17 protein-coding genes are annotated in these 26,175 nt (G+C 72.5%); 5 read left to right on the top strand and 12 right to left on the bottom strand.

Features of this window, described 5'->3' with window-relative positions; all coding sequences use genetic code 11:
* Window positions 1–12 precede the first annotated feature (12 nt).
* The 4 genes from U8525_RS06465 to U8525_RS06450 form a co-directional block, all read right to left on the bottom strand.
* Window positions 13–6,114, bottom strand: a complete 6,102-nt coding sequence (locus tag U8525_RS06465; RefSeq protein ID WP_374262500.1) for a DUF6982 domain-containing protein — start codon at window positions 6,112–6,114, stop codon at window positions 13–15.
* Between the two features lie 117 nt (window positions 6,115–6,231).
* The gene (locus U8525_RS06460; protein WP_374262497.1) at window positions 6,232–7,602 is read right to left on the bottom strand and encodes a peptidase MA family metallohydrolase; all 1,371 of its coding nucleotides are present in this window, start codon (window positions 7,600–7,602) and stop codon (window positions 6,232–6,234) included.
* Window positions 7,603–7,654: 52 nt separating this feature from the next.
* Window positions 7,655–8,872, bottom strand: a complete 1,218-nt coding sequence (locus U8525_RS06455; RefSeq protein ID WP_374263045.1) for a threonine ammonia-lyase — start codon at window positions 8,870–8,872, stop codon at window positions 7,655–7,657.
* Window positions 8,873–8,957: 85 nt separating this feature from the next.
* Window positions 8,958–10,187 carry a Glu/Leu/Phe/Val dehydrogenase gene (locus U8525_RS06450; RefSeq protein WP_374262495.1) on the bottom strand — a complete coding sequence of 410 codons (1,230 nt, stop codon included), beginning with the start codon at window positions 10,185–10,187 and terminating at the stop codon, window positions 8,958–8,960.
* 68 nt (window positions 10,188–10,255) lie between these two features.
* On the opposite strand from U8525_RS06450, the gene U8525_RS06445 reads away from it, so the two are divergent.
* Window positions 10,256–10,750: a helix-turn-helix domain-containing protein gene (locus U8525_RS06445; protein WP_374262493.1), complete on the top strand. Its 495-nt coding sequence runs from the start codon at window positions 10,256–10,258 to the stop codon at window positions 10,748–10,750.
* 45 nt (window positions 10,751–10,795) lie between these two features.
* Here the strand turns inward: U8525_RS06445 and U8525_RS06440 are convergent, their stop codons facing one another.
* Entirely contained in the window at window positions 10,796–13,216 is a 2,421-nt protein-coding gene (locus tag U8525_RS06440) for a DEAD/DEAH box helicase (protein ID WP_374262491.1), read from the bottom strand.
* A 68-nt stretch (window positions 13,217–13,284) separates the two neighbouring features.
* Here U8525_RS06440 and U8525_RS06435 point away from each other — a divergent pair, with 68 nt between their 5' ends.
* Window positions 13,285–14,409 (top strand): RNA polymerase sigma factor RpoD/SigA, encoded by a 1,125-nt coding sequence (locus U8525_RS06435; protein ID WP_374262488.1) that lies wholly within the window; start codon window positions 13,285–13,287, stop codon window positions 14,407–14,409.
* A 37-nt stretch (window positions 14,410–14,446) separates the two neighbouring features.
* Here U8525_RS06435 and U8525_RS06430 read toward each other — a convergent pair whose 3' ends face one another.
* From U8525_RS06430 to U8525_RS06415, 4 genes are all read right to left on the bottom strand, one after another.
* The gene (locus U8525_RS06430; RefSeq protein ID WP_374262486.1) at window positions 14,447–16,012 is read right to left on the bottom strand and encodes a beta-ketoacyl synthase N-terminal-like domain-containing protein; all 1,566 of its coding nucleotides are present in this window, start codon (window positions 16,010–16,012) and stop codon (window positions 14,447–14,449) included.
* 29 nt (window positions 16,013–16,041) lie between these two features.
* The gene (locus U8525_RS06425) at window positions 16,042–17,517 is read right to left on the bottom strand and encodes a hypothetical protein (protein ID WP_374262484.1); all 1,476 of its coding nucleotides are present in this window, start codon (window positions 17,515–17,517) and stop codon (window positions 16,042–16,044) included.
* Between the two features lie 82 nt (window positions 17,518–17,599).
* The gene (locus U8525_RS06420) at window positions 17,600–18,307 is read right to left on the bottom strand and encodes a hypothetical protein (RefSeq protein ID WP_374262482.1); all 708 of its coding nucleotides are present in this window, start codon (window positions 18,305–18,307) and stop codon (window positions 17,600–17,602) included.
* Window positions 18,308–18,334: 27 nt separating this feature from the next.
* Window positions 18,335–18,631: a molecular chaperone DnaJ gene (locus U8525_RS06415; RefSeq protein WP_374262479.1), complete on the bottom strand. Its 297-nt coding sequence runs from the start codon at window positions 18,629–18,631 to the stop codon at window positions 18,335–18,337.
* A 56-nt stretch (window positions 18,632–18,687) separates the two neighbouring features.
* Between U8525_RS06415 and U8525_RS06410 the strand changes: the two genes are divergently transcribed.
* Entirely contained in the window at window positions 18,688–19,446 is a 759-nt protein-coding gene (locus tag U8525_RS06410) for a DUF4159 domain-containing protein (RefSeq protein WP_374262476.1), read from the top strand.
* A 28-nt stretch (window positions 19,447–19,474) separates the two neighbouring features.
* Window positions 19,475–21,754, top strand: coding sequence for a glutamine amidotransferase (locus tag U8525_RS06405; RefSeq protein ID WP_374262474.1), 2,280 nt, complete (start codon window positions 19,475–19,477; stop codon window positions 21,752–21,754).
* Between the two features lie 59 nt (window positions 21,755–21,813).
* Here U8525_RS06405 and U8525_RS06400 read toward each other — a convergent pair whose 3' ends face one another.
* The 3 genes from U8525_RS06400 to U8525_RS06390 all read right to left on the bottom strand — a co-directional run bounded on the left by U8525_RS06400 (window position 21,814) and on the right by U8525_RS06390 (window position 24,929).
* Entirely contained in the window at window positions 21,814–22,365 is a 552-nt protein-coding gene (locus U8525_RS06400; RefSeq protein ID WP_374262473.1) for a superoxide dismutase family protein, read from the bottom strand.
* Window positions 22,366–22,475: 110 nt separating this feature from the next.
* On the bottom strand, window positions 22,476–24,053 hold the full coding sequence (locus U8525_RS06395; RefSeq protein WP_374262471.1) for an N-6 DNA methylase: 1,578 nt from the start codon (window positions 24,051–24,053) through the stop codon (window positions 22,476–22,478).
* Between the two features lie 21 nt (window positions 24,054–24,074).
* Window positions 24,075–24,929, bottom strand: coding sequence for an ion transporter (locus U8525_RS06390; protein WP_374262469.1), 855 nt, complete (start codon window positions 24,927–24,929; stop codon window positions 24,075–24,077).
* Window positions 24,930–25,020: 91 nt separating this feature from the next.
* Between U8525_RS06390 and U8525_RS06385 the strand changes: the two genes are divergently transcribed.
* Window positions 25,021–26,127: an alpha/beta fold hydrolase gene (locus U8525_RS06385; RefSeq protein ID WP_374262467.1), complete on the top strand. Its 1,107-nt coding sequence runs from the start codon at window positions 25,021–25,023 to the stop codon at window positions 26,125–26,127.
* The last annotated feature ends 48 nt before the right edge of the window (window positions 26,128–26,175 follow it).

Here is a 26,175-nt window from a genome sequence, read left to right as displayed (position 1 = left end):
CGGTGGTGACGCTCAGCCCTCGGCGACGGCCTGCACGCTGGCGCGGTAGATGAAGATGCGCGCGGTGTTGGTGCGGGTGTCGGCGGGGACGACGAAGAAGCCCGGGGTGGGGCCCTTGAAGTCCTGGGAGAAGCCGGCGACCTGGCGGCCGTCGTTGAAGGTGACGCGGATCTTCGAGCCCTCCGCCTGCGGCTGACGCGCGCCCGCGGCGAGCATGAAGAAGATGGCCTTCACGCGCTTGCCGGGGATGCGCTCCGGAGCGAAGCCGCTCTGCTGCTCCAGGGAGATGGTGTCCTCCAGGAGGTCCGTGTCGCGGATGGTGCCGCGCTTCACCTGGCCTTCGACGGTGTGGATGATGACGCGGTGTTCGCCTTCCACGAAGGAGCTGGTGGCGGGCGCGAAGCCGCTCCCCTGCATGTCGAAGAGCGAGTCCTCCGCGGGACGCAGGTGGTTGGCGGCCACGGGCATCGCGGCCGTGACCGGCGCCGGGGAGGGCGCTGAGCCGCGGAAGGCCGGGGTCGCGGGAGGCGTGAGCCGGGCCACGGGCTGGGCGGGGGCGGCGGCGAATGCGTGGGCCGGCGGGGGCGTGGCCGCGACGGGCAGGGCGGGGACCTCCTCGACGAGCTCGATGTCGGCGACGGGCTCGGACTCGGGCGTCACCTCCTCGACGTCGAGCTCCTCCGCGCCCACGTCCACGGCGGGCTCTTCCCAGCCAGCGGCCGGGGTGGGCGCGGTGATGTCGGTGAGGGAGACCTCTTCCTCGGCGACGGGCTCGCTCCACCCGGCGGTGGGGGCCGGGGGCGCCTGCCAGGTGGAAGGGGCGGGCGCGGCGTCGGCCATCCACTCGGGCTGGGCCTCCTGGGGCGTGGCCCAGGCGGAGCGCGCGGCGGGGGCTGCCGGGGCGCCCCACTCCGGCGTGGCGGGGGCGGCCTCTGCGGCGGGGGCGTCCCACGGCTGCTGGGCGCCGGTGGGCGGCTGGGCCCATGCGGATCCGGCGGCAGCGTTCTCGGTGGTGGCCCACTCCGACTGCGCGGCGGTGTCCGCGCCGGACCACGGCTGAGCCGCGTCCGGGGGCACGGCCTCGGTCGTCGCCCACTCGGGCTGGGCTTCAATGGGGGCCTCTTCCGCGGCGGCCCACTCCTCCTGTGCGGCGATGGGCGCGGCTTCTTCGGTGGCCCACTCGGGCTGGGCTTCGATGGGGGCCTCTTCCTCAGTCGCCCACTCCGACGAGGCTGTGGCCGGCGCGGCTTCTTCGGTGGCCCACTCCGGCTGAGTGGCGACGGGGGCCTCTTCGGCCGAGGCCCACTCGGGCTGCGTGGCGATGGGCGCGGCTTCCTCGGTGGCCCACTCCGGCTGGGCTTCGATGGGGGCCTCTTCCGCAGTCGCCCACTCCGACGAGGCTGTGGCCGGCGCGGCGGCTTCCCCGGTCGCGTTCCATTCCGGCTGGGCTGCGACGGGCGCGGCTTCCTCGGTGGCCCACTCGGGCTGGGCCTCGATGGGAGCCTCTTCGGCGGCCCAGTCCGACTCTGCGACGGCGGGCGCGGCGGTTTCAGCCGTGGCCCACTCGGGCTGCGCGGCGACGGGGACGGCCTCTTCGGTGGCCCACTCCGGTTGAGCCTCGATGGGCGCGGCCTCCGCGGTCGCCCACTCGGGCTGTGTGGCGACGGGCGTGGTGCCGTCAGCCGTGGCCCACTCGGGCTGCGCCTCGATGGGCGCGGCTTCGGCCGTCGCCCAGTCCGCCTGCGTGGCGACAGGTGCGGTGGTTTCAGCTGTGGCCCACTCGGACTGCGCCGAAGCGGGCGCGGTCTCTTCCGTGGCCCACTCAGGCTGAGCCGCAACGGGCGCGGCCTCTTCCTGCGCGGCCCACTCAGACTGCTGCGCGGCGACGGGCGCGGCCTCTTCCGTGGCCCACTCCGGCTGAGTGGCGACGGGGGCGGCTTCCTGCGCGGCCCACTCGGGCTGCGCGGCAACGGGTGCTGCCTCTTCGGGCGTGGCCCACTCGGGCTGGGCTTCGATGGGGGCTTCTTCGGCGGTGGCCCACTCGGGCTGGGCCTCGATGGGCGCGGCTTCCGTGGTTTCCCACTGCGACTGTGTCGGACCGGCGGTTGCGCCTTCGGTGGTGGTGGCCCAACCGGACTGAGCTTCCGTGGGCGAGGCTGCCGCCGTGTTCCAGTCGGCCTGCGTCGCAACGGGCGCAGTGCCTTCCTCCGTGGCCCATTCCGGCTGCGCCTCGATGGGAGCTTCTTCCGCGGCCCACTCGGGCTGGGCCTCGATGGGCGCGGCTTCTTCCGTGGCGCTCCAGTCGGCGGCCTGGGCCGCCTGCGCGGCTTCAGGCGTGGCCCACTCGGACTCGAGCACCGGAGCCTCTTCGGCTGTGGGCGTCCATTCGCCCTGGGCTTCAGCGACGGACGCCGCCGTGGAGGCGGCCCATGCGGAGTCGGAGGCCGGGGCATCCCATGCGGACGTGGCGCTCGCGGCGGGCTGCTCGGGCGACGCGGCGGACCCCGCCTGCGCCGGACCGGTTCCCTCCGCCGAGTCGGCGGCGGCCCACTCGGGCTGGAGCTCGATGGGGGCGGCGTCCTCGGACGGCTGCGCCCACTCGGACGCGCCGGCGGTGGGCTCCATGGCATCGGCGGCCCACTCGGGCTGGAGCTCGATGGCGGCCGATGTGTCCTGCATGCCCACGGTGTTGGTGGCGTCAGAGGGCTCACCTTCGGCGGCCCACTGCTGCGCATCCTGACCCGACGTGTTCCACGCCGAAGCCTCGGTGGACTGCGCTTCGGCGAGTGACTCCGCCGCGGTGGCCAGTGGCACGACATCGTCGGCATGGCCGCTCAGCTCGCCCCACTGATTCGATGCAGGCGCCGCTTCGGCCACGGGCTCGACATCGTCCGCGCCGAGCTCCAGCGTGTCGGCTTCGATGTCCGGGCCGACAGGGATGCTGCGGATCCGCAGCGACGGGATGCCCGTCTCGTTCGCGAACGGGGAGGGCGGCGGAGTGAGCTGCTCCTCTTCGGCGCCGAGGTCAGCCACGTCGAAGGTCTGCGCCTCCACGCCGGCCGCGACCACCGGGGCCGCGCTTCCCTCCGCGGTGCCTTCGTGGGCGACGTCGTTCGCGTCGAGGGCGATCTCTTCGGCAGGGACTTCCTGCGAGGCAGCACCCGCCGCGTTCTCACCACCGGCCTGCCACTCCGTGGAGACGTCGCTCGCGTCGAGGGCGATCTCCTCCGCGGGCGTTTCCGCATGGGCCTGCCACGTCGCGGCGGTGGACGCGGACTCAGCGCCATCCGTGGCGCCACCCGTCTGCGCATTGTCGGAGGACTGCCACTCCGTCGCGACATCGCTCGAGTCGAGCGCGATCTCGTCGGCGGAAGCCTGCGCCGCGACATCGCTGCCGGCCTGCCACTCCGTGGCGACGTCATCGGTGCCGAGGGTGATCTCCTCGGCGGAAGCCTGCACCGGAGCCGCGCTGTCGGCCTGCCACTCCGTGGCGACATCGCTCACGCCGAGTGCAATCTCCTCGCTGGAGGACTGTGCCGCTGCGGCGCTGTCGGCCTGCCACTCCGTGGCGGCGTCGGCTGTGCCGAGAGCAACTTCGTTGGAGCCCTGCGCCGACGTGGCGTTGTCCGCCTGCCACTCCGTGGCGACGTCGGCTGTGCCGAGCTCGATTTCATCGGAGCCCTGCGCAGAGGTGGCGTTGTCGGCCTGCCAATCCGTGGCGACGTCGGCTGTGCCGAGCTCGATTTCGTCGGCGCCCTGCGCAGAGGCGACGTTGTCGGCCTGCCAATCCGTGGCGACGTCGGCTGTGCCGAGAGCAACTTCGTCGGCGCCCTGCGCAGAGGCGGCGTTGTCTGACTGCCAATCCGTCGCGGCGTCAGCCGTAGCAGGAGCGCTCGCGTTGGCGGAGGCGTCGGCCTGCCAGTCCGTGGCGACATCGCTCGAATCGAGCGCGATTTCCTCGGCGGCGACGGCGCTGTCCGCCGCCCAGTCCGTCGTGGCGTGGCTCGCGTTCTCGCTCGTGGAGGCCGTCGTATCGGCCTGCCAGTTCGTGGCGACATCGTTCGTGCCGAGTGCGATCTCCTCGGCAGGAACTTCCGAGGTGCCCGGAGCGCTGCTCTGCCAATCCGTAGCGACATCCTCGGTGCCGAGCGCGATCTCTCCTGCTCCTTCCGGTGATGCACTCGCAGGGGCCTGCCACTCGGTGGCGACGTCGTTCGTGCTCAGCGCGGCCGCGTCGGCCGCGGCTTCGGTCGATGTGCCGGCCTGCCAGTCCGTGGCGACGTCGTTCGTGCTCAGCGCGATCTCTTCCGCGGCCGCAGTGCCGCCGGTCTGCCAATCCGGGGTGACCGCGCCTGCCTCCGCCGGAGTCTCAGCACCGGCCTGCCAATCTGTTGTGGCGACGTCGTTCGTGCTCAGCGCGACCGCGTCGTCAGCCGGAGGCTCGGCGGTCGCCTGCCAGTCCGTGGCGACGTCGTTCGTGCTCAGCGCGACCGCGTCGGCCGCCGCAACTTCGCCAGCCTCGCTCCACTCCGTGGCGACATCGCTGGTAGCGAGCGCGACCGCGTCGGCCGCCGGAGTCTCGCCCGCTGCATTCCACTCGGTGGCGACATCGCTCGTGCTGAGCGGGAGCTCCTCCGCCTCCGGACTCGCCTGCCACGCAGCCACGGCCTCGGCCGTGCCAGTGGCCGCGTCACCGGACTGCCAGGTACCCGCGCTAGCCGTCTCCGGCTGCCAGTCCGTGGCGACGTCGCCCGCGTCCAGGGCGATCTCCTCCGCGGGCGCTTCCGTGGCCGCGGCACCGTCGGTCCACGCCTCCGCGATGTCACCCGTGCCGAGCGCGAGCTCCCCACCTGCCTCCGGCGCTCCGGCGACCGGGGCCGCATCCGTTTCCCACGCTCCGGCCGTCTCCGTGGCGACCGGCTGCGCCTCCACCGGCGCGGCAGGCTCTGCCGTCGCGACGTCGCTCCAGTCCCACTCCGTGGCGGTGCCATCGGCCGGCGCCGTCGGCTCCACCGCGAGCGGCGCGGTATCGAGCGCGCTGGCGCGGGACTCCTCGGACTCCACCGCCAGCGGGGCCGCGTCCCACGCCGCGTCCACCGGCGCGGGCGACAGGTCCTCGGCGAGCACCGCCTCGGGGAGGGGCTCGGCCTCCAGCAGCTCCGCGTCGTCGGCCGAGTGCTCCGTGGAGGCCAGCGCCTCCGCCATCGGATCCAGGCCGGACGTCGCTGGGGGCTGGGCCTCCGCCTCGACCTCCATCGACAGGTCCGCGAACGAGTCCTCCAGCGACGGCTCCGGCGCGGCGGCCACCGGGGGCGGCGTCTCCACGGACAACCCGGAGAAGTCCTCCTCCGCGCTCGCCGCCCACGTCTGCGCGGCCGGCGCGGATGCCGCCACGGGCGCCTGCGGCATCCACGGCGCGGGTTCACTCAGCGAGGGGATGTCGATGTCGTCCGTGCTGAGGTTCAGGCTGTCCGGCTCGGCGGGCGCCTGCGGGGCGTACCCTCCGGCCTGCGGATCCACCGGGGCCACGTAGCCCGCCGTGTTCGGGTCGTACCCCTGCTGCGCCCAGGCTGCCGCCGCGTTCGGATCATAGGCCGCCGCATTGGGGTCGTAGGCCGCAGCGTTCGGGTCGTAAGCGGCAGCGTTGGGGTCGTAGGCCGCAGCGTTGGGGTCGTAGGCCGCAGCGTTCGGGTCGTAGGCCGCAGCGTTGGGGTCGTAAGCGGCAGCGTTCGGGTCGTAGGCCGCAGCGTTGGGGTCATAGCCGGCGGGGTAGGCGTACCACTGGCCATCCTCGCCGTAGTACCCCTGGGCGTTGGGGTCATAGCCGGCGGGGTAGGCGTACCACTGGCCATCTTCGCCGTAGTACCCCTGGGCGTTGGGGTCGTAGCCGGCGGGGTAGGCGTACCACTGGCCATCTTCGCCGTAATGCCCCTGGGGCTGCGGCTCCGGCTGGGCCCACGCCTGGGCCGCCGCCGCGGTGTCCGCCGCGTCCTGGATGCCCAAGAGGCCGCGCAACTCGACCCAGCGAGCCTCCTCGACGGCGGACAGGCTTCCCAGCTTCCGCTTCTCATCCAGGAAGCGGAACTCTCTCATCGCGGCGCGCGTATCGGACATCCGTCACCTTGCTGCGCCAGCGTCCAACGGGGACCGTCGCAGCGAAATCTTTGGAGACCGCCGAGTGTAGGGGACTCCCGCCAGGGGGTAAACCAATCCGCCACGCCCGACCGGCTGCTACCTCCCCGAGAGGGCGGTGCGCACGGCCTGGTCCAGGCTGGCGAAGTCCTTTTCGTAGGTGGCCTTCAGGACCTCCTGGAAGGAGCCGGACTGGCCCACCTTCTGGACGAAGTCCAGGAGGCGCTCCTGGCCCCCCAGCCGCACCAGCTCCCGGACCGCCATGGCGGACGTGCCGTAGGCGATTTCCGGGTCGGCCATGGAGATGAGCGCCCGCGAGTCCATGTCCGACAGGCTCGGCAGGGAGCCCTGCTTCGCGTGGCCCCGCATCCGGTCGCGCAGGCCGCGCGGGGGGCCGTCCAGCCCCAGGTAGCGCCACTCGATGTACTCGGCCAGGCCCTCGTTGAACCAGCGGGGCAGGGCGTCGCCGCCGCGCGGGCAGATTTCGTCCAGCGCCGCGTGGACGTACTCGTGGACGAGCGTGGCCTTCGTGTTCTGGGTCAGCTCCGCCGCGTCGTTCATGCGGATGGCGTTGTCGTGGTACAGGCCCGCCACCCGGGCCGCGTAGGTCTCGCCGAGGTGCGTGGCGAACTCGTCGCGGGTGTAGAGCACCACGTTCAGCTGCCGCTCGCGGGCCCGCCCCAGGGTTCGCTGGGTGAAGTCATAGGCCTCGTCGAGCGCGGAGACGACCTTGCCCTCGTACTCCGCGCGCTGGCCGAAGTCCCGGTTGCTGTTGAAGTAGCGGATGGCGAAGCGCCGGTTCTGGCGCACGCGCATGCCGTCCTTGCCCTCGCTGGACTCGTAGCTGAGCCCCGCGGAGACCACGTCCCCGCCCGCGCTCCCCTTCGCCTGGCGCGTGTTCCCCGGGGCGGGCTCGCCGTTCATCCGCAGCTCCAGGCGCTCCGCCTCGCGCCGCGCGGCCCCCTCCTCCGACACCTGCGCGCGCGCCTGCTGCATCAGCTTCCGCGCCTCCGCGGCCTCCTTCGACTTCGGGGGCACCCGCTGCAGCGTGGCCAGCGCCCCCACCGAGTCCTTGTCCAGCAGCTGCAGCCGCCCCAGCTCCAGCGCGAAGGCGCCGTCCTTGGGGAACTGCTCCAGGCCCTTCTTCAGCGCCTCCTCCGCGGCCGCCCGCTGGTCCGTCTTCAGCGCGGAGCGCGCCAGGCACCGCAGGCCGCCCGCCGTCTCCTGGAAGGCCACGGCGCGCTCGCCCAGCGAGTACGCCATCACCGCGTCGTCCGCGAGCAGCGCCTCGCAGCCCTTGAGCAGCGGCCCCGCCACCTGCGGCCGCTGCGGCTCCGGGTAGGCCGCTGGATCCGCGGCGGCGAACGCGAGGTACAGCTCCTCCCACTCCTTGTGGGCGGCCAGCTCCTTCGCCTTCTGCGCGGGAGGGGCGGCGGCGAGCAGCAGCACGGCGATGAGGGGCGTATTCATGGGCTCGCGGAGTATCGCCGAAGCCCCGAGCGCCCGCGCAAGCCTCCCCGCCCTACGTCCGGGCGACCTGCCAGCCCTGGGCCTCCAGGGCCGCCATCAGCTCCTGGATGTGGGGGTGGCCGGTGGTCTCCAGCATCACCTCCACCGTGGCCTCGCCCAGGCCCGCCTTGGAGAAGGCGCGGTCGTGGTGGAGGTCCACCACGTTGGCGCGCAGCTCGGCGATCTGCGTGGTGAGCCGCGCGAGCATGCCGGGCCTGTCCGGCAGCCGCACCTCCAACTGCACCAGGCGGCCCGCCTTCACGAGGCCGCGCTCGATGATGCGGCTGATGACGTTCATGTCGATGTTGCCGCCGCCCACGATGATGGCGACGCGCTTGCCCTTCGCCTGCGGAATCCGGCCGTTGACGAGCGCCGCCAGCCCCGCCGCGCCCGCGCCCTCGGCCACCGACTTCTCCTGCTCCAGCATCATCAGGATGGCGGCGGCGATCTCCTCCTCGTCCACCGTCACCACCGTGTCCACGTACCTGCGCACGTGCTCGAAGGTGAGCTCCCCCGGCACCTTCACCGCGATGCCGTCCGCGATGGTGGTGCCCGCGCTCGTCAGCTCCGTGCGCCTCCCGGCATCCAGCGACGCCTTCATGCTGGCGATGGTGGAGGCCTGCACGCCCACCACCTGGATGCGCGGGTTCGTCTCCTTGAGGGCCACGGCCACGCCGGAGATGAGCCCGCCGCCGCCCACCGGCACCACCACCAGCTCCAGGTCCGGGCACTGCTCCAGCAGCTCCAGCGCGAGCGTGCCCTGGCCCGCGATGACGTGCGGGTCGTTGAAGGGGTGCACGAACACCAGGTGCTCCGCGGCCTGGATGCGCAGGGCCTCCGCGTAGGCCTCGTCGAAGTTGGCGCCCTTGAGCACCACGCGCGCGCCGTAGTCATCGCGCGTGCGCGTGACCTTGATGAGCGGCGTGCGCTCCGGCATCACGATGGTGGCGCGGATGCCCAGCCGGCGCGCGTGGTACGCCACGCCCTGCGCGTGGTTGCCGGCGGAGGCCGCGATGACGCCGCGGCGCTTCTCGTCGTCCGTCAGCGTCAGCAGCTTGTTGAGCGCGCCGCGCTCCTTGAAGGCGCCGGTGCGCTGGAGGTTCTCCAGCTTGAAGTACACCACCGCGCAGTCGGTCTTCTCCGTGAAGTAGTCCGACGCGGGGCACGGCGTGGGGCGCAGCGCGGCGCGGATGCGCTCGCGCGCCGCCTGGATGTCCTGCAGGGTCACCATCATGGGCGGCCGTGTAGCGGAAGCGCGGCCCGCACGGAAGCGGCCCGGTGCCCCGCGCCTGCCTGCCCGCGCGCGGCGGGGTGCGTCAGATGCCGCGCAGCACCGTGGCCTTGCCCACCCGGCCAATGGCCAGGATGTAGGCGGCCGTCCGCATGGAGACCTTCCGCGAGCGGGCGATCTGCGCCACCCGGTCGTAGGCCTCCTTCATGGTCTTCTCCAGCTCCGCGTTGACGCGGTCCTCCTCCCAGGAGACGTGCTGGAGGTTCTGCACCCACTCCAGGTAGCTCACCGTCACCCCGCCCGCGCTGGCCAGGATGTCCGGCACCACGAAGATGCCGCGCTTCTCCAGGATGTCGTCCGCCTCCGGCTGGGTGGGGCCGTTGGCGCCCTCCACCACCAGGCGCGCGCGCACGCTGCTGGCGTTGTCGCGGGTGAGCACGTGGCCCAGGGCGGCGGGGATGAGCACCTCACAGTCCGCCGCGAGCACGTCCTCGTTGGTGCACGGCGTGCCGCCGCTGAAGCCCGTCACGGTGCCGGTGCGCTTCACGTGCTCGAAGAGGGACGGCACGTCCAGGCCCATGGGGTTGTACATGCCGCCCAGCACGTCGGACGCGGCCACCACCACGCCGCCGTCGCCCCAGATGAGCTGCGCGATGTGGCTGCCCACGTTGCCGAAGCCCTGGATGGCGAAGCGCGTGCCCTTCACCGGCATGCCCAGGTCCCGCAGGATTTCGCGGCACACGTAGAGCAGGCCGCGGCCGGTGGCGGCCTCGCGGCCCTTGGAGCCGTACAGCTCCAGGGGCTTGCCCGTCACCACCGCGGGCGAGTGCCCGTGGTAGCGCGAGTACTGGTCCATCACCCAGGCCATCACCTGGGGGTTGGTGTTGACGTCCGGCGCGGGGATGTCCCGCGTGGGCCCGATGACGTCTTGAATCTGATCCACGAACTTGCGCGTGAGCCGCTCCACCTCCTTGAGGCTCATCTGCGCGGGGTCGCACGCCACGCCGCCCTTGGCGCCGCCGTAGGGCACGTTCACCACGGCCGTCTTCCACGTCATCAGCGACGCGAGCGACACGCACTCGTCCTGGTCCAGGGCGGGGTGGTAGCGCAGGCCGCCCTTCATGGGGCCGCGGCTGTTGTCGTGCTGGATGCGGTAGCCCAGGAACGTGCGGATCTCCCCGGAGTCCATCTCGATGGACACCTGCACCTTCACCTCGCGCAGGGGCGTGGCCAGGAGCGTCTCGATGGGCGTGCCCACGTCCATCACCCGCGCGGCCTTGCGGAAGTAGTAGTTGGTGCCGTCGACGGCGTTCATGGCGGGCTTCACTCCTGGGGACAGACGGAAAACCTTAACAGAAGCGGTGCGCTACGATGGGGGCGACCATGCGCCCCCACCCCCCGGACGGCAGCGAGGCCGGCTCGTCCCTGCAGGGGCTGGCGCGGCGGATCCGCGCGCTGCGCGAGCGCCGGGGCCTCACCCAGGAGGACTTCGCCGCCCGGTGCGACATCTCCGTGAGCTTCGTGTCCCTGCTGGAGCGCGGCGAGCGCAACCCCAGCTACGACACGCTCCTCCAGGTCGCGGCCGCGCTGGAGCTGCCGCTGTGGGAGCTGTTCCGGCTGGAGGACGCGGAGGACGCGGGGGCTCATCGGCTGGTGGAGTGGGTGCGGCTGAAGGGACTGGGCCGGGAGGACGTGGACCGCCTCCTGGCCGTGGCGGAGGCGATGTTCAGCGGCGGGCCGGGCGCCGGGCTGCCCCCGGCGGAGGCGGGTGGCGCGGCCTGCGCGTCACCGGAGTGCGGCCGGCCCGTGCTGGCCCGGGGGCTGTGCGTGGCGCACTACCACCGGGCCCGCAGGAAGAAGGCGGCGCCGGAGCCTTGAGGGGGCCTTGGGTACACCGGAAGGCGCCCCCTCGAGGCCGGAGCGCTACTTGCGCTTGGCGCGCTCGACCTTGAGCGTCTTGCCCTCGCCGTGGGGCTTGCCGTGGGTGGCCTCGAAGCCCGCCACGTCCTCCTCCGCGACGAAGACGTACGCGTAGGTGGGGCGCAGGTCGGTGCGCAGCACCTTGCCCGCCGGAGCGCCCGCGGCCTCCAGCGCGGCGGTGACGCCCGCCTCGTCCAGGCCCTCCTGGCGGCCCAGGCCCACCCACAGCCGCGCCTGGCCGGGGAGGTCCGGCAGGGCCTCGTGGCGGGGGCGGCGCTCCTCGCGCTGGCCGCGCGGACGGTGCCGCTCCAGCTTCAGCGGCTTGTCGTTGTGCGGCTTGCCGTTGAGCGACTCGAAGCCCGCGGCGTCCGCCTCCGGCACGTAGACGTAGCCGTAGGTGGGGCGGGTGAGGGCCTTGAGGACCTTGCCGGCCGGGGCGCCCAGGGCCTCCAGCGCGGCGGGCAGCTTCGCCTCGTCCATGCCGTCGTCCGCGCCCAGGTTCACCCAGAGCTTCACCTCGCCGGGGCCCGCGTCCGGGGACGGGGGTGGGCGGGTGCCGGAGGCGTCGCGCTCGCTGCGCGGCTTGCTCTTCTCCACGCGCAGCGTCTTGCCGCCGTGCTGCTTGCCGTTGAGGGCCTCGAAGCCCGCGGAGTCCTCCTCCGCCACGAAGACGTACGCGAACGTGGGGCGCAGCTCCGCGCGCACCAGCTTGCCCACCGGCGCGCCCGCTTCCTCCATGGCCGTGGCGATGCTGCCCGGCCCCAGGCCGTCCGCGGTGCCCAGGTTCACCCAGAGCTTCGTCTCACCCGGGCCCGCCTCCAGCGCGGCGGCGGCGCTGCCCCCCCGGCGCTCGCCCCGGTCCTCGCGGCGCTCGTCGCGGCGCGGCCGGCGCTCGCGGTCCGGGTGCTCGTCGCGGCGGGGGCGCTCGGCGCGCTCGCCCCGGTCCTCGCGGCGGGGACGCTCGCGGTCGCGGTCTCGGTCCTTGCCCCGGCGCTCGGGGGCCTTGCGCTCCGGCGCGGGCTCGCGCTTCTCCGCCTCGCCGGCCGCCTGGGCCTTCTCCATGCGCAGGTGGCTGAAGAAGTACTTGATGAGGAAGGCGATGAGGTCGTCCGAGTCCGGGCGCTGCTTGAGCTGCGCGGCCAGGGGCAGGAAGCCCTCGAAGATGCTGGAGCCCATGCCGTCGCGGATCTCCCGCACGTGGCGCTCGGTCCACAGGCGCATGGCCTCTTCCGGGGCGGGCATCTCACGCATCTCGAACTTGATGCCGAACTTCTTCTCCAGCGCGGTGAACGTCGCCAGCTCGCGCCCGGAGAAGAGGTTGATGGCGGTGCCCTTGTTGCCGATGCGGCCCGTGCGGCCCACGCGGTGCAGGTAGACGGCGGGGTCCTCCGGCAGCGAGTAGTTGATGACGTACTCCAGCCCGGAGATGTCGATGCCGCGCGCCGCGATGTCCGTGGCGACCATGAAGGCCACCTCGCCGCGCTTCACCTTGGCCATCACCCGCTCGCGCTCCTTCTGCGGCAGGTCTCCGTTGAGCAGCTCCGCGTCGAAGCCGTTGCGGTTGAGCACCGCCGTCACCAGCGCCGTGTCATCCCGCGTGTTGCAGAAGATGATGGCGTTGGAGGGCTCCTCCTTCTCCAGCACGTAGATGAGGTTGCGCGGCTTGGGGAACTGGTCCGACACGTCGTAGCGGATGTGGTGGATGTGCTCCACCGTGAAGACGTCGCCGGACAGCAGCAGCGTCTCCGCGTTCGTCGTGTAGCGCGCGATGAGGTTCTGGATGTCCGTGGGGACGGTGGCGCTGAAGAGCAGCACCTGGCGCGTCTTCGGGAGGCGGTCGAGGATGCGGGTCACCTCCTCGTAGAAGCCCTGGTTGAGCATCTCGTCGGCTTCGTCCAGCACCGCGTGGTCGCAGCCGTCCAGCTTGAGGTTGCCGCGGTTGATGTGGTCGAAGACGCGGCCCGGGGTGCCCACGATGATGGGCGTGCCCTCTTCCAGCGCGTCCTCCTGCTGCTTCATGGAGGCGCCGCCGTAGATGGCCGCCACCTTCACGCCCTTGTACTTGGCCAGCGTGGTGAGCTCCTCCGCCACCTGGAGCGCCAGCTCGCGCGTGGGGCAGAGGATGAGCGCGCGCACGCGCTTCTCGTCGGAGGGGATCTTCTCCAGCAGCGGCAGGCCGAAGGCGGCCGTCTTGCCCGTGCCCGTCTTGCTGCGGACGATGAGGTCCTTGCCGGCGATGGCGGGACCGAAGGCCTTGGCCTGGACGGGGGTGGGGCTCGTGTAGCCGCGCTCCGCCAGTGCGCGGCGGAGGGGCTCGGAGAGGTTCATTTCGTCGAAGCTGACGTCCGCGATGTATTCGGCGGGACGCGTCGAGGCTTCTTCAGGCGCCGGGGCTCCCGGCGTGGGCTCTTGGATGTCGCTCATCGGGCATGGGCATAGCCCCTGCATTACCCTCTGGCAACAATCGCGGCACTTTGCGGTATGGAGCGCGCATGGCGAATGGGAGGAAGAGAACCAATGGTCCGGCCGCCCCCCGGCCCCGCGCGAAGCGCTCCGCCGGTCCGGGGAAGGCCCGGGAGCGCGCGCCGGAGGCCCCCGAGGCCCCGGACGAAGAGGGGGAGGCCCACTCCCAGGACCCGGACGCCCTGGAGCCGGACCTCGCGGAGCTGAGCGAGGCCGAGGCGGAGATCGAGGAGGCGCCGTCCCCGGCCGCCCGGCCCGCCGCCCTGGCGCGCGCGGAGGGCGCGGCGCTCACCCACCGGGACCCGCTCCAGGCCTACATGGCCGAGGTGACGCGCCACCCCCTGCTCACCCGGGAGGAGGAGCACCAGCTGGCCAAGGAGTACCAGGCCACGGGGGACGTGCGGGCGGCCTACCGCCTGGTGGCCTCCAACCTGAGACTCGTGGTGAAGCTGGCGCACGAGTACCACCGCAACCCCCTGTCCCTGCTGGACCTGGTGCAGGAGGGCAACATCGGGCTGATGCAGGCCGTGAAGAAGTACGACCCGGACCGGGGCGTGAAGCTCAGCTCCTACGCCGCCTGGTGGATCCGCGCGTACATCCTCCGCTACATCATGGACAACTGGAAGATGGTGAAGCTGGGGACCACCGAGGCCCAGCGGAAGCTCTTCTTCAAGCTGCGCCAGGAGCAGGAGAAGCTCATCGCCCAGGGCTTCGAGGCCAGCCCGCGCCTGCTGGCGGAGCGCCTCAACGTCTCCGAGCAGGACGTGGTGGAGATGGACCAGCGGCTGGGGCACGACGAGGTGTCCCTCGACGCGCCGCTGGGGCACGACGAGGACTCGCGCGCCACCCGGGCGGACCGCTACCTGCCGTCCGGCGCGGTGCCCGCCGACGAGCGCCTGGGCTCCGAGCAGCTCAAGGCCCTCTTCCGGGAGAACCTGGCCGCCTTCGCCCAGACCCTGGAGGGCAAGGAGCGCTTCATCTTCGAGCACCGCCTCACCGCGGACGAGCCGCTCACGCTCCAGGACATCGGCGACAAGTACGGCGTCAGCCGCGAGCGCGCCCGGCAGATCGAGGCGGCCCTCATCAACCGGATGCGCGAGTTCATGCGCGAGCGCATCCCGGACTTCGACATGGTGGCGGAGCCCAAGGGCTGACGCCCCGGGGGGCGGCGCGGGCCCCCCGGTCCCCCGGCTACTTCCAGGGCCGGGAGATGACGCAGGCGTTGATGCCGCCCACGCCCATGGACAGCTTGCCCGAGCACCCCGCGGGCGCGGCCTCCTCCTGGTCGAAGACGAAGCGGCCGTGCACCTTGGCGATCTGCTTGTTGAGCTCCGGCGCGGCGAGCGGCGTGGGGAACACCTTGCCGGCCGCCGCGCCCAGGTACTGCGCGGTGAGCTCCCAGCCGCCGCCCGCGGACATGCCGTGGCCGAAGGTGCCCTTGCGCGCGGTGATGAGCACGGACTCCGGCAGCACGTCGCGCAGGTTCTGCACCTCCAGGAAGTCGCCCGGGGTGGCGGTGGCGTGCAGGTCCCAGGTGCCCACGTCCCGCGGCTGGCAGCCGGCGGCGCCCAGCGCCTCGCGGATGGCCAGCGTGGGGCCCTCCTTGGACGGGGTGATGATGTGGTCCGCGTCCGCGGTGACGCCCACGGCGACGGGCTCCAGGCCCAGCGGCTTGAAGCCCTTCTGGGTGAAGTGCTCGTAGTCGCCCACCACCCACACCACCGAGCCCCCGGCGATGTGCGTGCCGCGCAGCGCGGTGAGGGGCTTGGACACGGCGGCGTCCGCGGAGATGACGCGCGCGTTGTAGAAGCCGCCCACCACCAGCGGGTTGGGCGCCGCGTCCGTCATGCCCAGCACCACCGCCTTCGCCTCGCCCAGGCGGATGGCGTTCATGGCCAGCTTCAGGCCGTAGCCGAAGGACGAGCACGCGGCCACCGGCGCGAACGTCATGCCCGTGATCTGCCCCAGCATGGACACCTGGGACGCGGGCGTGTTGTGGATGTTCCACAGCACGTTGGAGGACACGGCGTTCCACGGCGGCTCGGGCGCGTTCCACTTCTTCTGGAGGCGCCCGTTGCGCGTGCGCTTCTCCTTGATGACGGCCAGCTTGGCGGACTCCACGTCGCCCTCGTCGGGCACGCCAATGGCTTCAATCTCGCGCAGCTCCTCCAGGTACTCGCGCAGCTCCGGCGAGCGGCCGGCCCAGTAGTGCCACCAGTCGTCCTCCGCCTTGTCGCGCTCGGCCTCCTCGATGGTGGAGGGCTCCGGGGGCAGGCCGGGCAGGGGCTCGCGCGTCTCGCGCCACTGGCGGAGCGCGCCGTTGCGCTCCGGAGAGGCCCAGAAGCGGTCCCACCGGCGCTGCGCGCGGTAGAGGTCCAGGGAGATGTGCTGGATGGTGGGCAGGTCGCCCAGGCCGGTGCCCACGTAGACGTGGGCCCTGGCGCCCAGCGCCTGGAGCTCCTGCTCGATGCCGGGGTTCTGCGACAGGGACTGGATGAAGGCGCCGATGGCGAACTGCGTGGGCTGCCCCATCTTCCGCTCCAGCTGGGAGAAGCGGTTGGCGGGGAAGCGCGCGTCGATCCACGGCTTGTACGCCGCCAGGTCGAACTCGGGCGTGCCGACGAGGAAGTTGTCCGGACCGAAGCCGTTGAAGGGGGTCAGCCAGGTCTCGGACGAGGCGAGGTTCCTGGCGAAGGCCTCGATGTTGGGGGAACGCGGGGCGACCACGCCCCAGCCGAAGATTCCGACTCTGCGCACGGGTGTTTCCTCCGCCGCCCGGGGGAAGGCTACAGCGGCTGGATCTTGAGGTTGTCGAAGTGGACGCGCGTCTGCCAGCCGGAGAAACCGAAGTACTGGTTCCGGGGGCCGTAGAGGGGGGACGCGTCCTGGAGGGTCAGGAAGGGCTTGCCGTCCACTTCCCACGACAGCAGGCCGTCCCGCCGCGTGATCTTGAAGTGGTAGCGCTGGCCGGGCACCACCGCGGCGCCGTCGCGCACGGCGCGGTCGTGGGTGTGCTCGTGCTGGCGGGCGATGATGGACTGGGTGTTGCGCCAGCCGCCGAAGACGAAGACGTAGCCGGTGGCGGTGTACTGCAGGCGAGGGTCGCCCGCGTAGAAGGAGCGGCCGTCGCCCCACGCCTCCACCTTCACGTCGCCTTCGGGGCTGTCACCCCAGGCGTCGAACTCGATGACGGCGTTCTCCGGGATGGGCTTCTTCAGCCACACCGGGCGGTTGCCCAGCCCCTGCACCACGAGCGCCCCGTCCTCCAGCTTCACCGCGCTGGGGTGGGTGACGTTCCACGCGTCGCCGAGCGTGTCGCGGTTGAAGTCGTCCTCGGAGGGGCCCGGGGGCAGGGTGGGCTCCTGCCTCGCCACCATGGTGGCGGGCATGGCGTCCGGCGTGCCCACGCGCAGGTTGTCGAAGAACAGCTGGGACTCCCAGCCGGACAGGCCCAGCCGGTCCTGGCCCTTGCCCTTCAGGGGGAACGGGTCGTCCAGCTCCGCCACGAGCTGGCCGTCGATGGCCCACTTGAGCACGTTGCCGCGCCGCTCGACGCGCCAGTGGTACGTGCGGCCGGACTGGATGGGGGCGCCCACGCGGGACTCCACGCGCACCCGGGTGTCCTTCTTGAAGACGCCGGTGGCGACGAGGTCCGCGCCCTGGCCGCCGCCCTTCTCCGCGACGCGCGCGGCCTTGCGCTGGAGCGCGTCCAGCGCGGGGGCGTTCAGGTCCTTGCGGGCGATGACGGACAGGCTGTTGTTCCACCCGCCCTGCACCAGCACGTAGCCCGAGGCCGGGTCGCGGCCGTTGCCGAACAGCTCCACCCGGATGTCGCCCTCCGGATACTCGGGGCGCACGTCGAACTCCACCGCCACGTCGTCCGGCAGCACGGCCTGGAGCCACAGCGGGTTGTTCTTGGGCGCGGGGCCCAGCAGCTCACCGTTCGTCACGCGCCAGTAGGCGCCGGTGGAGAAGAAGTCGCGCGCGACGACGGCCGGGTCGTTGAAGGACTGCTGGTAGGGCACCGTCGCGGTGACGTCCGCCTGCCCCCGGAAGAGCGCGTAGTGGATGAGCGGGAGCTGGATGAAGGCGACGGCGCCCGCGAGGAGGGCCCACCCCTTGCGCCCCATGCCGGCGGGCTTGCGCCACGCTTCATGGGGAACGGCCGGCTGGGAGGCCTCCGGGGAAGCCGGGACGGCGGCCGCCGGGGGCGACCCTTCCTGCTTCTGCGTGTCCTTGTCCTTGCGGCTGGCCTGGCCCATCGATGCTCGAGGAGGGGTGGGGGAAAAGCCGGCGGAATCTACGCCCCGGCCCCCCCGGCGTAAAGGATTGCCGGGTCAGGGGCTACTTGACCCCCCAGCGCTTCTCGAGCGCCTGCTGCTCCGCCAGCCGCTGCTTCAGCCGCTGCTTCTCCGCCTTCTGCTGCTCGGACTCCTCGGGCGAGGGGCGCACCGCGAGCTGGTAGATGCTGCCCGCCAGGGCGAAGAGGAGCGCGGCGATGATGACGCCCCAGGGGCGGCTGGCCACCGCCTCCACCACGCCGCCGAGCTGGTGCAGCGCCGCGAGCGCGCCAATCACCAGGAGCCACGCGCCCACCGCCGACGCGACGATGCCGCTCACCTGCCGGTGGAGGAAGGCGCCCACCAGGCCGCCCACGATGAAGCCCGGCCCGAAGCCGAGCAGGAAGTCGCCGGGGCCGGCGATCTGCCCCGCCAGCAGCCCCAGCGGCACGCCCACCCCGACGAAGGTGATGGCGGGCGGGAAGAGGAAGCCCAGCGCCATCAGCGCCGCGGCCACCAGCGTGGGCAGGCGCGGATCCAGCTCCCCCAGGCTCAGCCGCAGGGTGACGGCCGAGGTCCACACCAGCCCCAGCACCGCGCCCACCGGGCCCGCCACGACGCGGAAGAGCTTGCCGCCCCCCGCCAGCAGCAGCACCAGCCCCACGAGCGCCACCACCACGCCGACCCACATGGGCAGCATCCGGTAGATGCCCACCCAGCCGGAGGGGTTGTAGGACTGGTACGACTTGAGCGCCTGGAGGAAGCCTTCCATGGCACGCCATCCTAGCGGCTGTGGCCGTCAGGAATAGCGGGTCAGGGCGAGCCCCAGCAGCACCGCCAGGATGACCGCTCCCAGGAGCGCGTACCCGTAGAGCGCGCGGGGCGTGGCGGTGGTGCGCAGCAGGTCTTCCGCGCGTTCTCTGTCTTCCGGAGAGGGGCTGCCCGCGAGGATGCGCCGGGCGTCCTCGCGCGCGCCGGCCACGTCACCGGCCTCCTTGCGGGCCCAGGCGGCGCGCACGTCGTCGGAGCCGGGAGCCGCGCCGGGGGCTCCGGGGCCGCCGCCGGGCCCCGGGGGCGTCTGTCCGCCTTTCGCCATGGGGCGCGTCTATACCAGGGAATGCAGGCACCCGCCGACGGTATAAGCAGGTCCCCATGCCCGTGCGGCCCCTCTCCCGTCGAAACCTGCTGCTCGCCACGTCCGCGCTCGTCCCGCTGCTGTCCCGGCGCGCGGCCGCGTTCGGTGAGAAGAGCCGCTTCATCCCCGCAGTGGCCCGGCACGGGGGGCGCTGGGACGTCCGGCTGTCGGGCCTGCGCCGGCTCGCGTGGGAGCTGCAGCGGCGCACGTCCGTAGAGGTGGTGCCGGACGCGCGCCCGTTCGCGCTGAGCAGCCCGGACCTCTTCGAGTACCCGTTCCTCTACTTCGGAGGGGACGGGGCCTTCCCGGCGCTGGGTGACGCGGAGGTGTCCAACCTGCGCCGCTACCTCACGTATGGCGGCTTCGTGTTCGGGGACGCCAACGACGGCAGCGACGGGGACGGCTTCGACGCCAGCTTCCGCCGGGAGATGGCGCGCGTGCTGCCGCAGAGCCCGCTGAAGGAGGCGCCGGGGACGCACGTCGTCTTCAAGTCCTTCTTCCTCCTGGACGCGGCGCCGGGGCGGCTGCTGCACAAGCCGCTGCCGCTGGTGGCGAGCGTGGGCAAGCGCGCGGCGGTCATCTATTCGCAGAACGACGTGGCGGGCGCGTGGAGCCGCAGCGAGTCCGGCGACTACGAGTTCGACGTGTCCCCGGGCGGCGAGCCGCAGCGTGAGCTGGCCATCCGCCTGGGCATCAACCTGTGCATGTACGCGCTCTGCCTGGACTACAAGGACGACGCGGTGCACCTGCCCCTCATCCTCAACAAGCGGCGCTGACCGTGCGTCTCCTCGCGCGAACGAACGAATGAACTCCCCGTCCTTCAACGCGTGGAAGCTCGTCAGCCTGTCGCCCCTGCCCGTCTGGGCGCTGGGGCTGCTGGGCGTGGGGCTCGCGCTGGGCATCGCGTTGGCGGCGTGGGGCGTGCGCCGCGAGCCGTCCCGGGGCCGCAAGCTGCTGTTGTGGGGCCTGCGCCTGGGCGCGGGCCTGGCGGCGCTCTTCTTCCTGGTGGAGCCCGGCATCCGGCACCTGCAGGTGGCGCGGATGAAGAACCGGGTGGCGGTGCTGGTGGACCGCTCGGCGTCCATGAACTTCCCGTCGGAGCCGGGCGGGCCCACGCGCAGCGCGCAGGTGGCGGCGTTCCTGGAGAAGGCGGCGCCCACGTTCGCGTCCTGGCAGGACCGCTTCACGGTGGAGGTGTACGGGGTGGATCCGGAGCTGGCGCCGGTGACGCCCGCGCAGCTCGCCCAGGAGCCGGCGCGGGCGGGCTCGACGGACCTGCTCGCGGCGCTGCGGTCCGCGGCGTCCGGGGGGCAGGGGTCGCGCAAGCTGTCCGGCGTGCTGTTGTTCAGCGACGGCGCGGACAACGCGGAGCTGAAGGCCGGCGCGGTGGGGCGCGCGCGGGCCGCGCTCACGGACCTGGGCGTGCCGGTGTCCACGTTCCTGGTGGGCCAGGAGGCGCTGAAGGACCTGTCGGTGGAGGGGCTGAAGGTGGATGACTTCGCCTTCGTGCGCAACTCGCTGACGGTGGAGGTGGAGATCCACGGCCGCGGGTTCTCCGGGCAGGACATCCCCGTCGTCTTGAGCCAGGAGGGCAAGACGGTGGCGAGCAAGCTGGTGAAGATGACCACGGGCGATGACGTGAAGCCGGTGTCCTTCACCTTCACGCCGGACCAGACGGGGCGGTTCGTCTACACGGTGACGGTGCCCACCTTCCCGGACGAGGCGGTGAGCGACAACAACAGCCGCTCGTTCACGCTGAAGGTCATCCGCGACCGCGTGCGCGTGCTGCTGGTGGTGGGCCGGCCGTCGTGGGACGAGCGCTTCCTGCGCGGGCTGCTCAAGCAGGACGCGAACGTGGACCTGGTGTCGTTCTACATCCTGCGCACGCTGTCGGACGACCCGGGCGTGTCGAACGAGCGGGAGCTGTCGCTCATCCCGTTCCCCATGGAGGAGATCTTCGACACGAAGCTGCACACGTTCGACGTCGTCATCTTCCAGAACTTCGGCTACTCGGATCCGTCGCTGTCCATCGCGGAGTACGAGCGCAACCTGGAGCGCTATGTCCACGAGGGCGGCGCGTTCGTGCTGATCGGCGGCGACAGCGTGCTGGGCGAGGGCCGCGCGGCGATGCCCACGCTGATGGAGGCGTTGCCGGTGGAGGCCGCGGGCCCGGCGAGCGCGGAGCCGTTCAAGCCGCGCCTCACGCCGGAGGGCCTGCGGCATCCGGTGACGTCCATTGGCACGGGCGCGGCGAGCACGGAGGGCGCGTGGGGCGAGCTCGCGCCCATCCCGGGCGCGAACCTGACGCGGGCGCGGCCGGGCGCGACGGTGCTGATGGACCATCCGTTCATGACGGTGGACGGGAAGAACGCGCCGCTCGTGTCGGTGTGGGACTACGGGCGGGGGCGGGCGATGGTGGTGGCGACGGACGCGACGTGGTCGTGGGCGTTCACGGCGCACCGGGACGGTTCACCGAGCCGCGCGTATGACCGGTTCTGGGGCAACGCGCTCCGGTGGCTGGTGCGGGACCCGGACCTGACGACGCTGAAGGTGACGGCGGATCCGCCGTCGGTGGAGCCGGGGCGTCCGGTGGGCGTGGTGGTGCAGGCGCGGATGGCGGACTACCAGCCGGCGGAGGGCGCGCAGGTGCGGGTGGAGCTGTTCTCCGTGGCGACGCAGAAGCCGGTGGCGGTGCAGACGGGCGCGACGGGGGCGGACGGCGTGGTGCGGCTGGAGTTCGCGCCGCCGGCGCCGGGGCCGTACAAGCTGCTCGCGTCCGCGAAGAAGGGCGAGACGGACCTGGGCAAGGGCGAGGACGCGGTGGCGGTGCGCGCGGTGGGCCCGGAGCTGTCGGACGCGTCGGTGCGGCCGGAGCTGATGGCGCAGATCGCCAGCGTCACGGAGGGCAAGGCGTTCAAGCTGCCGCGGGACGGGATGCCGGACGTGCCGCTGCTGGATCCGCCGGTGGTGGAGGTGGGGCGCGCGAAGGACCAGCCGCTGTGGGACCGCTGGTACTACCTGGTGGCGCTCATCGCGCTGCTGGGCGCGGAGTGGTTCGCGAGGCGGCGGTTCGGCTACGTGTAGCCAGGGCGGGCCGCCGCGGGCCGATGCCTGCTGCGCAGGCATCGGCCGTGCCGCGGTGACTACTCCGCCTTCTCCACCACGCCGCAGGCGATGCGGCCGCCGGCGTCGCCGGTGGGGTCGGTGTGGTAGTCGTCCAGCTTGGCGTGGACCATGACGGCGGAGCCGTCCTTGTCGAGCAGCGACTTCACCTTGAGGTCCGCGACGAACACGTCGAACTGCACCTTGCCGTCCTGGCCGACGTAGAGGTTCGGCAGGTCACCCGCGTGCTGGCCCTTGGGCGACAGCGCGCCGTGCTGCTTCTTCGTCGGGTTGAAGTGGCCGCCCGCCGTCTTGAACTCCGGCGCCTCGCACTTGCCCGTCTCATGGATGTGGAAGGCGTGCTCGCCCGGGGGCAGGTTCGTCAGGGTGCCCTTCACCAGCACGCCCTTGGGCGCCTGCTCCATCGTCACCTCGCCCGCGTCCTTGCCCTCGGCGTCCTTCAGCGTCGCCTTCACCGTTTCGCCCTTCTTGGGGGCGGGCTTCGCCGCCGCGGGGGCCGGCGTCCCGGCGTCCTGGGCCAGGGCGGGCGTGGAGAGGAGGGCGGCGGCAACCAGCAGGGAACGGATGGTCATGTCTCGAAGACTCCAGGGATGGGGTTACCCAGCGCGGGTGACACTACCCGCCGCACCCGCGCCCCGCTGGAGAAAGTCCACCCCCACATGCGTCGGGTGATGGGGAGTCATCACTCCGGCAGCGGGCCCTCCAGCGGCACCGGCACCACCCGCGACGCCCCGAAGGCGGGCGCCCAGACCCGCTGCACCTGCGCCCCGTTCAGGAAGCGCATCACCTCGCGGAACGCCGCCGCCGGCCCGCCCAGGCCCCGCGCCCAGGCGAGGCCCCGCTGCGACAGGTTCGGCACCAGCGGGCCCAGGGACCCGCGGGACCTGGCGCCCCGGGTGATGCCCAGGCCCTCGTCCCGCACCCGCTGGGGCACGTACAGCGGCGCGAACCGCGCGTGGCGGTGGTCGTGCACGCAGCCGGGCTCCTCCAGCAGCGCCGCGGACAGGGGCAGCTCGCGCACGTTGAACAGGAGCTTCACCGCCTCCTCGTGCGGATCATACGGACCGCGCAGCCGGTGGTCCCCTCGCGGAATCAGCCGCCGGTCCAGGTAGCAGAACGCCTTCGCCTCCGCGGGCAGCGCGCCCCGGTGCCTCGCGCCGCCATAGCGGAAGAACGGCCGCACGTGGCTTGCGTCCACCTCCAGCGCCGGCCCCTGCTTCAGCGCGCGCAGCTTGGGCAGCAGCGCGGGCTCCAGGCCGTGCTCCCGCGCGAAGTCCTCCAGCGTGTCCTGCGTCGCGGCGCAGAAGGCCCGGAGGCGCGCGAGCAGCCGCTCCCGGTCCGCGTCCACCAGCAGCTCGTCGAAGCGCGTCTTCACCCCGGGCAGGCTCACCGGGATGAGCGTGGTGAGCGGCTCGCCGCGCGCCCGCCAGTCCGCGTCCAGCGCGGCGGCCTCCCGGGCGATGGGGGCCAGCCGCCACTCGGGAGGCTCGGGCGTGAAGGCCTGGCCCACGCCCTTGTGCTCGTAGCGGGGCGGGGCCGCGTCCGCGCCGGAGCGCGACGTCCACACCGTGATGCACGTGCGCACCTGCGTCCCCGTGAAGACGCCCGGGCCCAGGTCCACCACCTCCCGCAGGTGGAGCGCCTGCAGCAGCGCGTGGCGCAGCGGCGCGTAGATGAACGACTCCAGCAGGCTCGCGGGCGTGATGAAGGCCAGGACGCCCGGGCGGGCCGTCAGCCGCTTCATGGCGACGAGGAGGAAGAACGCGAAGTCGTCCCGGAGGCTCGTGCCCGGTGGCATCTCCAGGGGCACCAGGGCGCGCAGCCGCGCGTAGCAGGCCGCGTCCTTCAGCACCGCGGACGTGCCGTTGTAGGGCGGGTTGCCCACCCACAGCTCCGCGTGCCCCTCCGGCGTCCCGGCGAGCAGCGGCTCCAGCCCGTCCCGGAGCGCGTCCCCCACGCGCACGTCCGCGCCCGGCACGCGGGCCTGACACAGGCGCGCGACGCCGCCGTCCAGCTCCAGGCCGCGCAGCTGCGCGTCCGGGCGGTGCCTCGCGGCGGCGGCGAGGAAGGCCCCGGCGCCACAGGCCGGGTCCACCACCGTGAGCGGCCTGTCGCCCACGTGCGCCAGCGCGAGCGCGAGCGTGCGCTCCACGATGGGCGCGGGCGTGTAGAACGCGCCCACGGCCTTGCGGTCGAGGCCGGGGAACCGGTGGACCAGCAGCTCCTCGTCCAGCTCGGGCGTGTCGATGGCGCGGGCCATGCGCGGCCATCCTAGGCAGATTCACCCGGGCGGCCGCGAGGGGGCCCAGTCCAAAGCCGTGCCGCAGCGTTTGCAATAGCGCGCATCCAGGTCATGACCCTGTGCGCCACAGCCGGGGCACGCCTGGGTGTTCAGGGGCTGACGCGTGGCGGCGGCGAGCTCCACCGACACGATGCCCGTGGGCACCGCGATGATGCCGTAGCCCATCACCATCAGGATGGACGCGAAGAGCTGCCCCGTCACCGTCTTGGGCGTGATGTCCCCGAAGCCCACCGTCGTCATCGTCACGATGGCCCAGTACATGGACCGGGGGATGCTGTCGAAGCCGTGCGCCTCGCCCTCCACCATGTACATCACCGCGCCCATGATGACGTCGATGCTCAGCACCGTGCCCAGGAAGACGATGATCTTGGGCCGGCTCGCGCGCAGCGCCGTGAGCAGCACCTCCGCCTGACCCAGGAGGTGCCCCAGCTTGAGGATGCGGAAGACGCGCAGCAGGCGCAGCACGCGGATGACCAGCAGCGTCTGGGCGCCGGGGAGCAGCACGCTCAGGAACGACGGCAACAGCGCCATCAGGTCCACGACGCCGAAGAAGCTGCGCGCGTAGTGCAGCGGGTGGCGCACCGCGATGAGCCGCAGCACGTACTCCAGCGCGAAGAGGATGGTGAAGACCCACTCGGCGGTGTGCAGCCAGTGGCCGTAGCCCGCCCGCACCTGCGCGACGCTCTCCAGCATCACCGAGCCCACGCTGAACACGATGGCCCACAGGAGGGCCACGTCGAACGCCTTGCCCGCCGGGGTGTCCGCTTCGAAGATGACCGTGTGCAGGCGGGCGCGGAGGCCGCTCGGGGGGCTCTGTTCGGAGGGCCGGTTCACAGGCCGTGCAGCTTAGGCGCAATCCCTCCGCCGTCGAGGACGCGCGGGCGCCGCCCGGGAAATGGGCGCGGGGGTCGTTCGTTCAAGGGGCATGCGAACCCCGAAAGAACCCTCGAAGCGCGCCCGCCTGGCCCTCCTGGGGCTGTCGCTCACGGCCCTCCCGGCCGCCGCGGAGGAGGCGCCTCCCACGCCCCAGGCGGTGATGCGCGAGGCCCGCCGCAGCGTGCTCACCGACGGCATCGAGAAGGCGGAGGCCGTGCGCATCGGCGGCATCGACCAGTGGATCTCGGTGCGGGGGCGCCACAAGGACAGCCCGCTGCTGCTCTTCCTGCACGGCGGACCGGCCTACACCTCGCTGCCCACCGCGTACTTCTACCAGGGGGAGTGGGAGGAGTACTTCACCGTCGCCCACTGGGACCAGCGCGGCGCGGGGAAGACGTACGCGCTCACCCCGGCGGACAAGGTGAAGCCCACCCTGACCGTGGACCGCATGGTCGCGGACGCGGAGGAGGTCGCCGCGTACCTGCGCAAGACGTACGGCAAGAAGCGCATCGTGCTCGTGGGCCACAGCTGGGGCACGGTGCTGGGCGTGCGGCTCGTGCAGAAGCACCCGGACTGGTTCGACGCCTACGTGGGCATCGGCCAGGTGGTGGACCTGCCGCGGAACGAGGCCCTGGGCTACGAGGCCACGCTCCAGGCCGCGCGCGCGGAGGGCAACCAGAAGGCCATCGCGGACCTGGAGGCCATGGCCCCGTACCCGGACCCCAAGGACCCCGCGCGCACGCTGGCCCACCTGCCCACGGAGCGCCGCTGGCTCATGCACTATGAAAACCACGGCTGGCGCGCGCCGGACTGGCACGGCGCGGAGGTGTGGCGCTACAGCCCGGACGTCACCGACAAGGACATGCAGGCGCGCGCCGCGGGCCTGGACCTGAGCATCGCGGCGTTCTGGGAGCCCATCACCCGGCTGAGCCTCCTCAAGGCGAACCGCTTCGCCGTGCCCGTCGTCTTCTTCCACGGCCGGCACGACCGGACCACGTCCGCGCGGCTGCTGGCGTCCTGGTACGCCACCGTCCAGGCGCCGTCCAAGAAGCTCGTCTGGTTCGAGGACTCCGCGCACATGGTGCACGAGGAGGAGCCCGGCAAGGTGCTCGTCCACCTGGTGCAGGACGTGCTCCCGCTCACGCGCGGGAGGTAGCCAGGGGAAAAAGAAAGGCGGAACCCGAGCCCCTTTGGAAACTCCCGG

This window comes from Corallococcus sp. RDP092CA (assembly GCF_041903675.1).
Taxonomy (GTDB): domain Bacteria; phylum Myxococcota; class Myxococcia; order Myxococcales; family Myxococcaceae; genus Corallococcus.
Note: the sequence above shows the minus strand (reverse complement) of the source record. Positions and strands in the feature narration are given on the sequence as shown.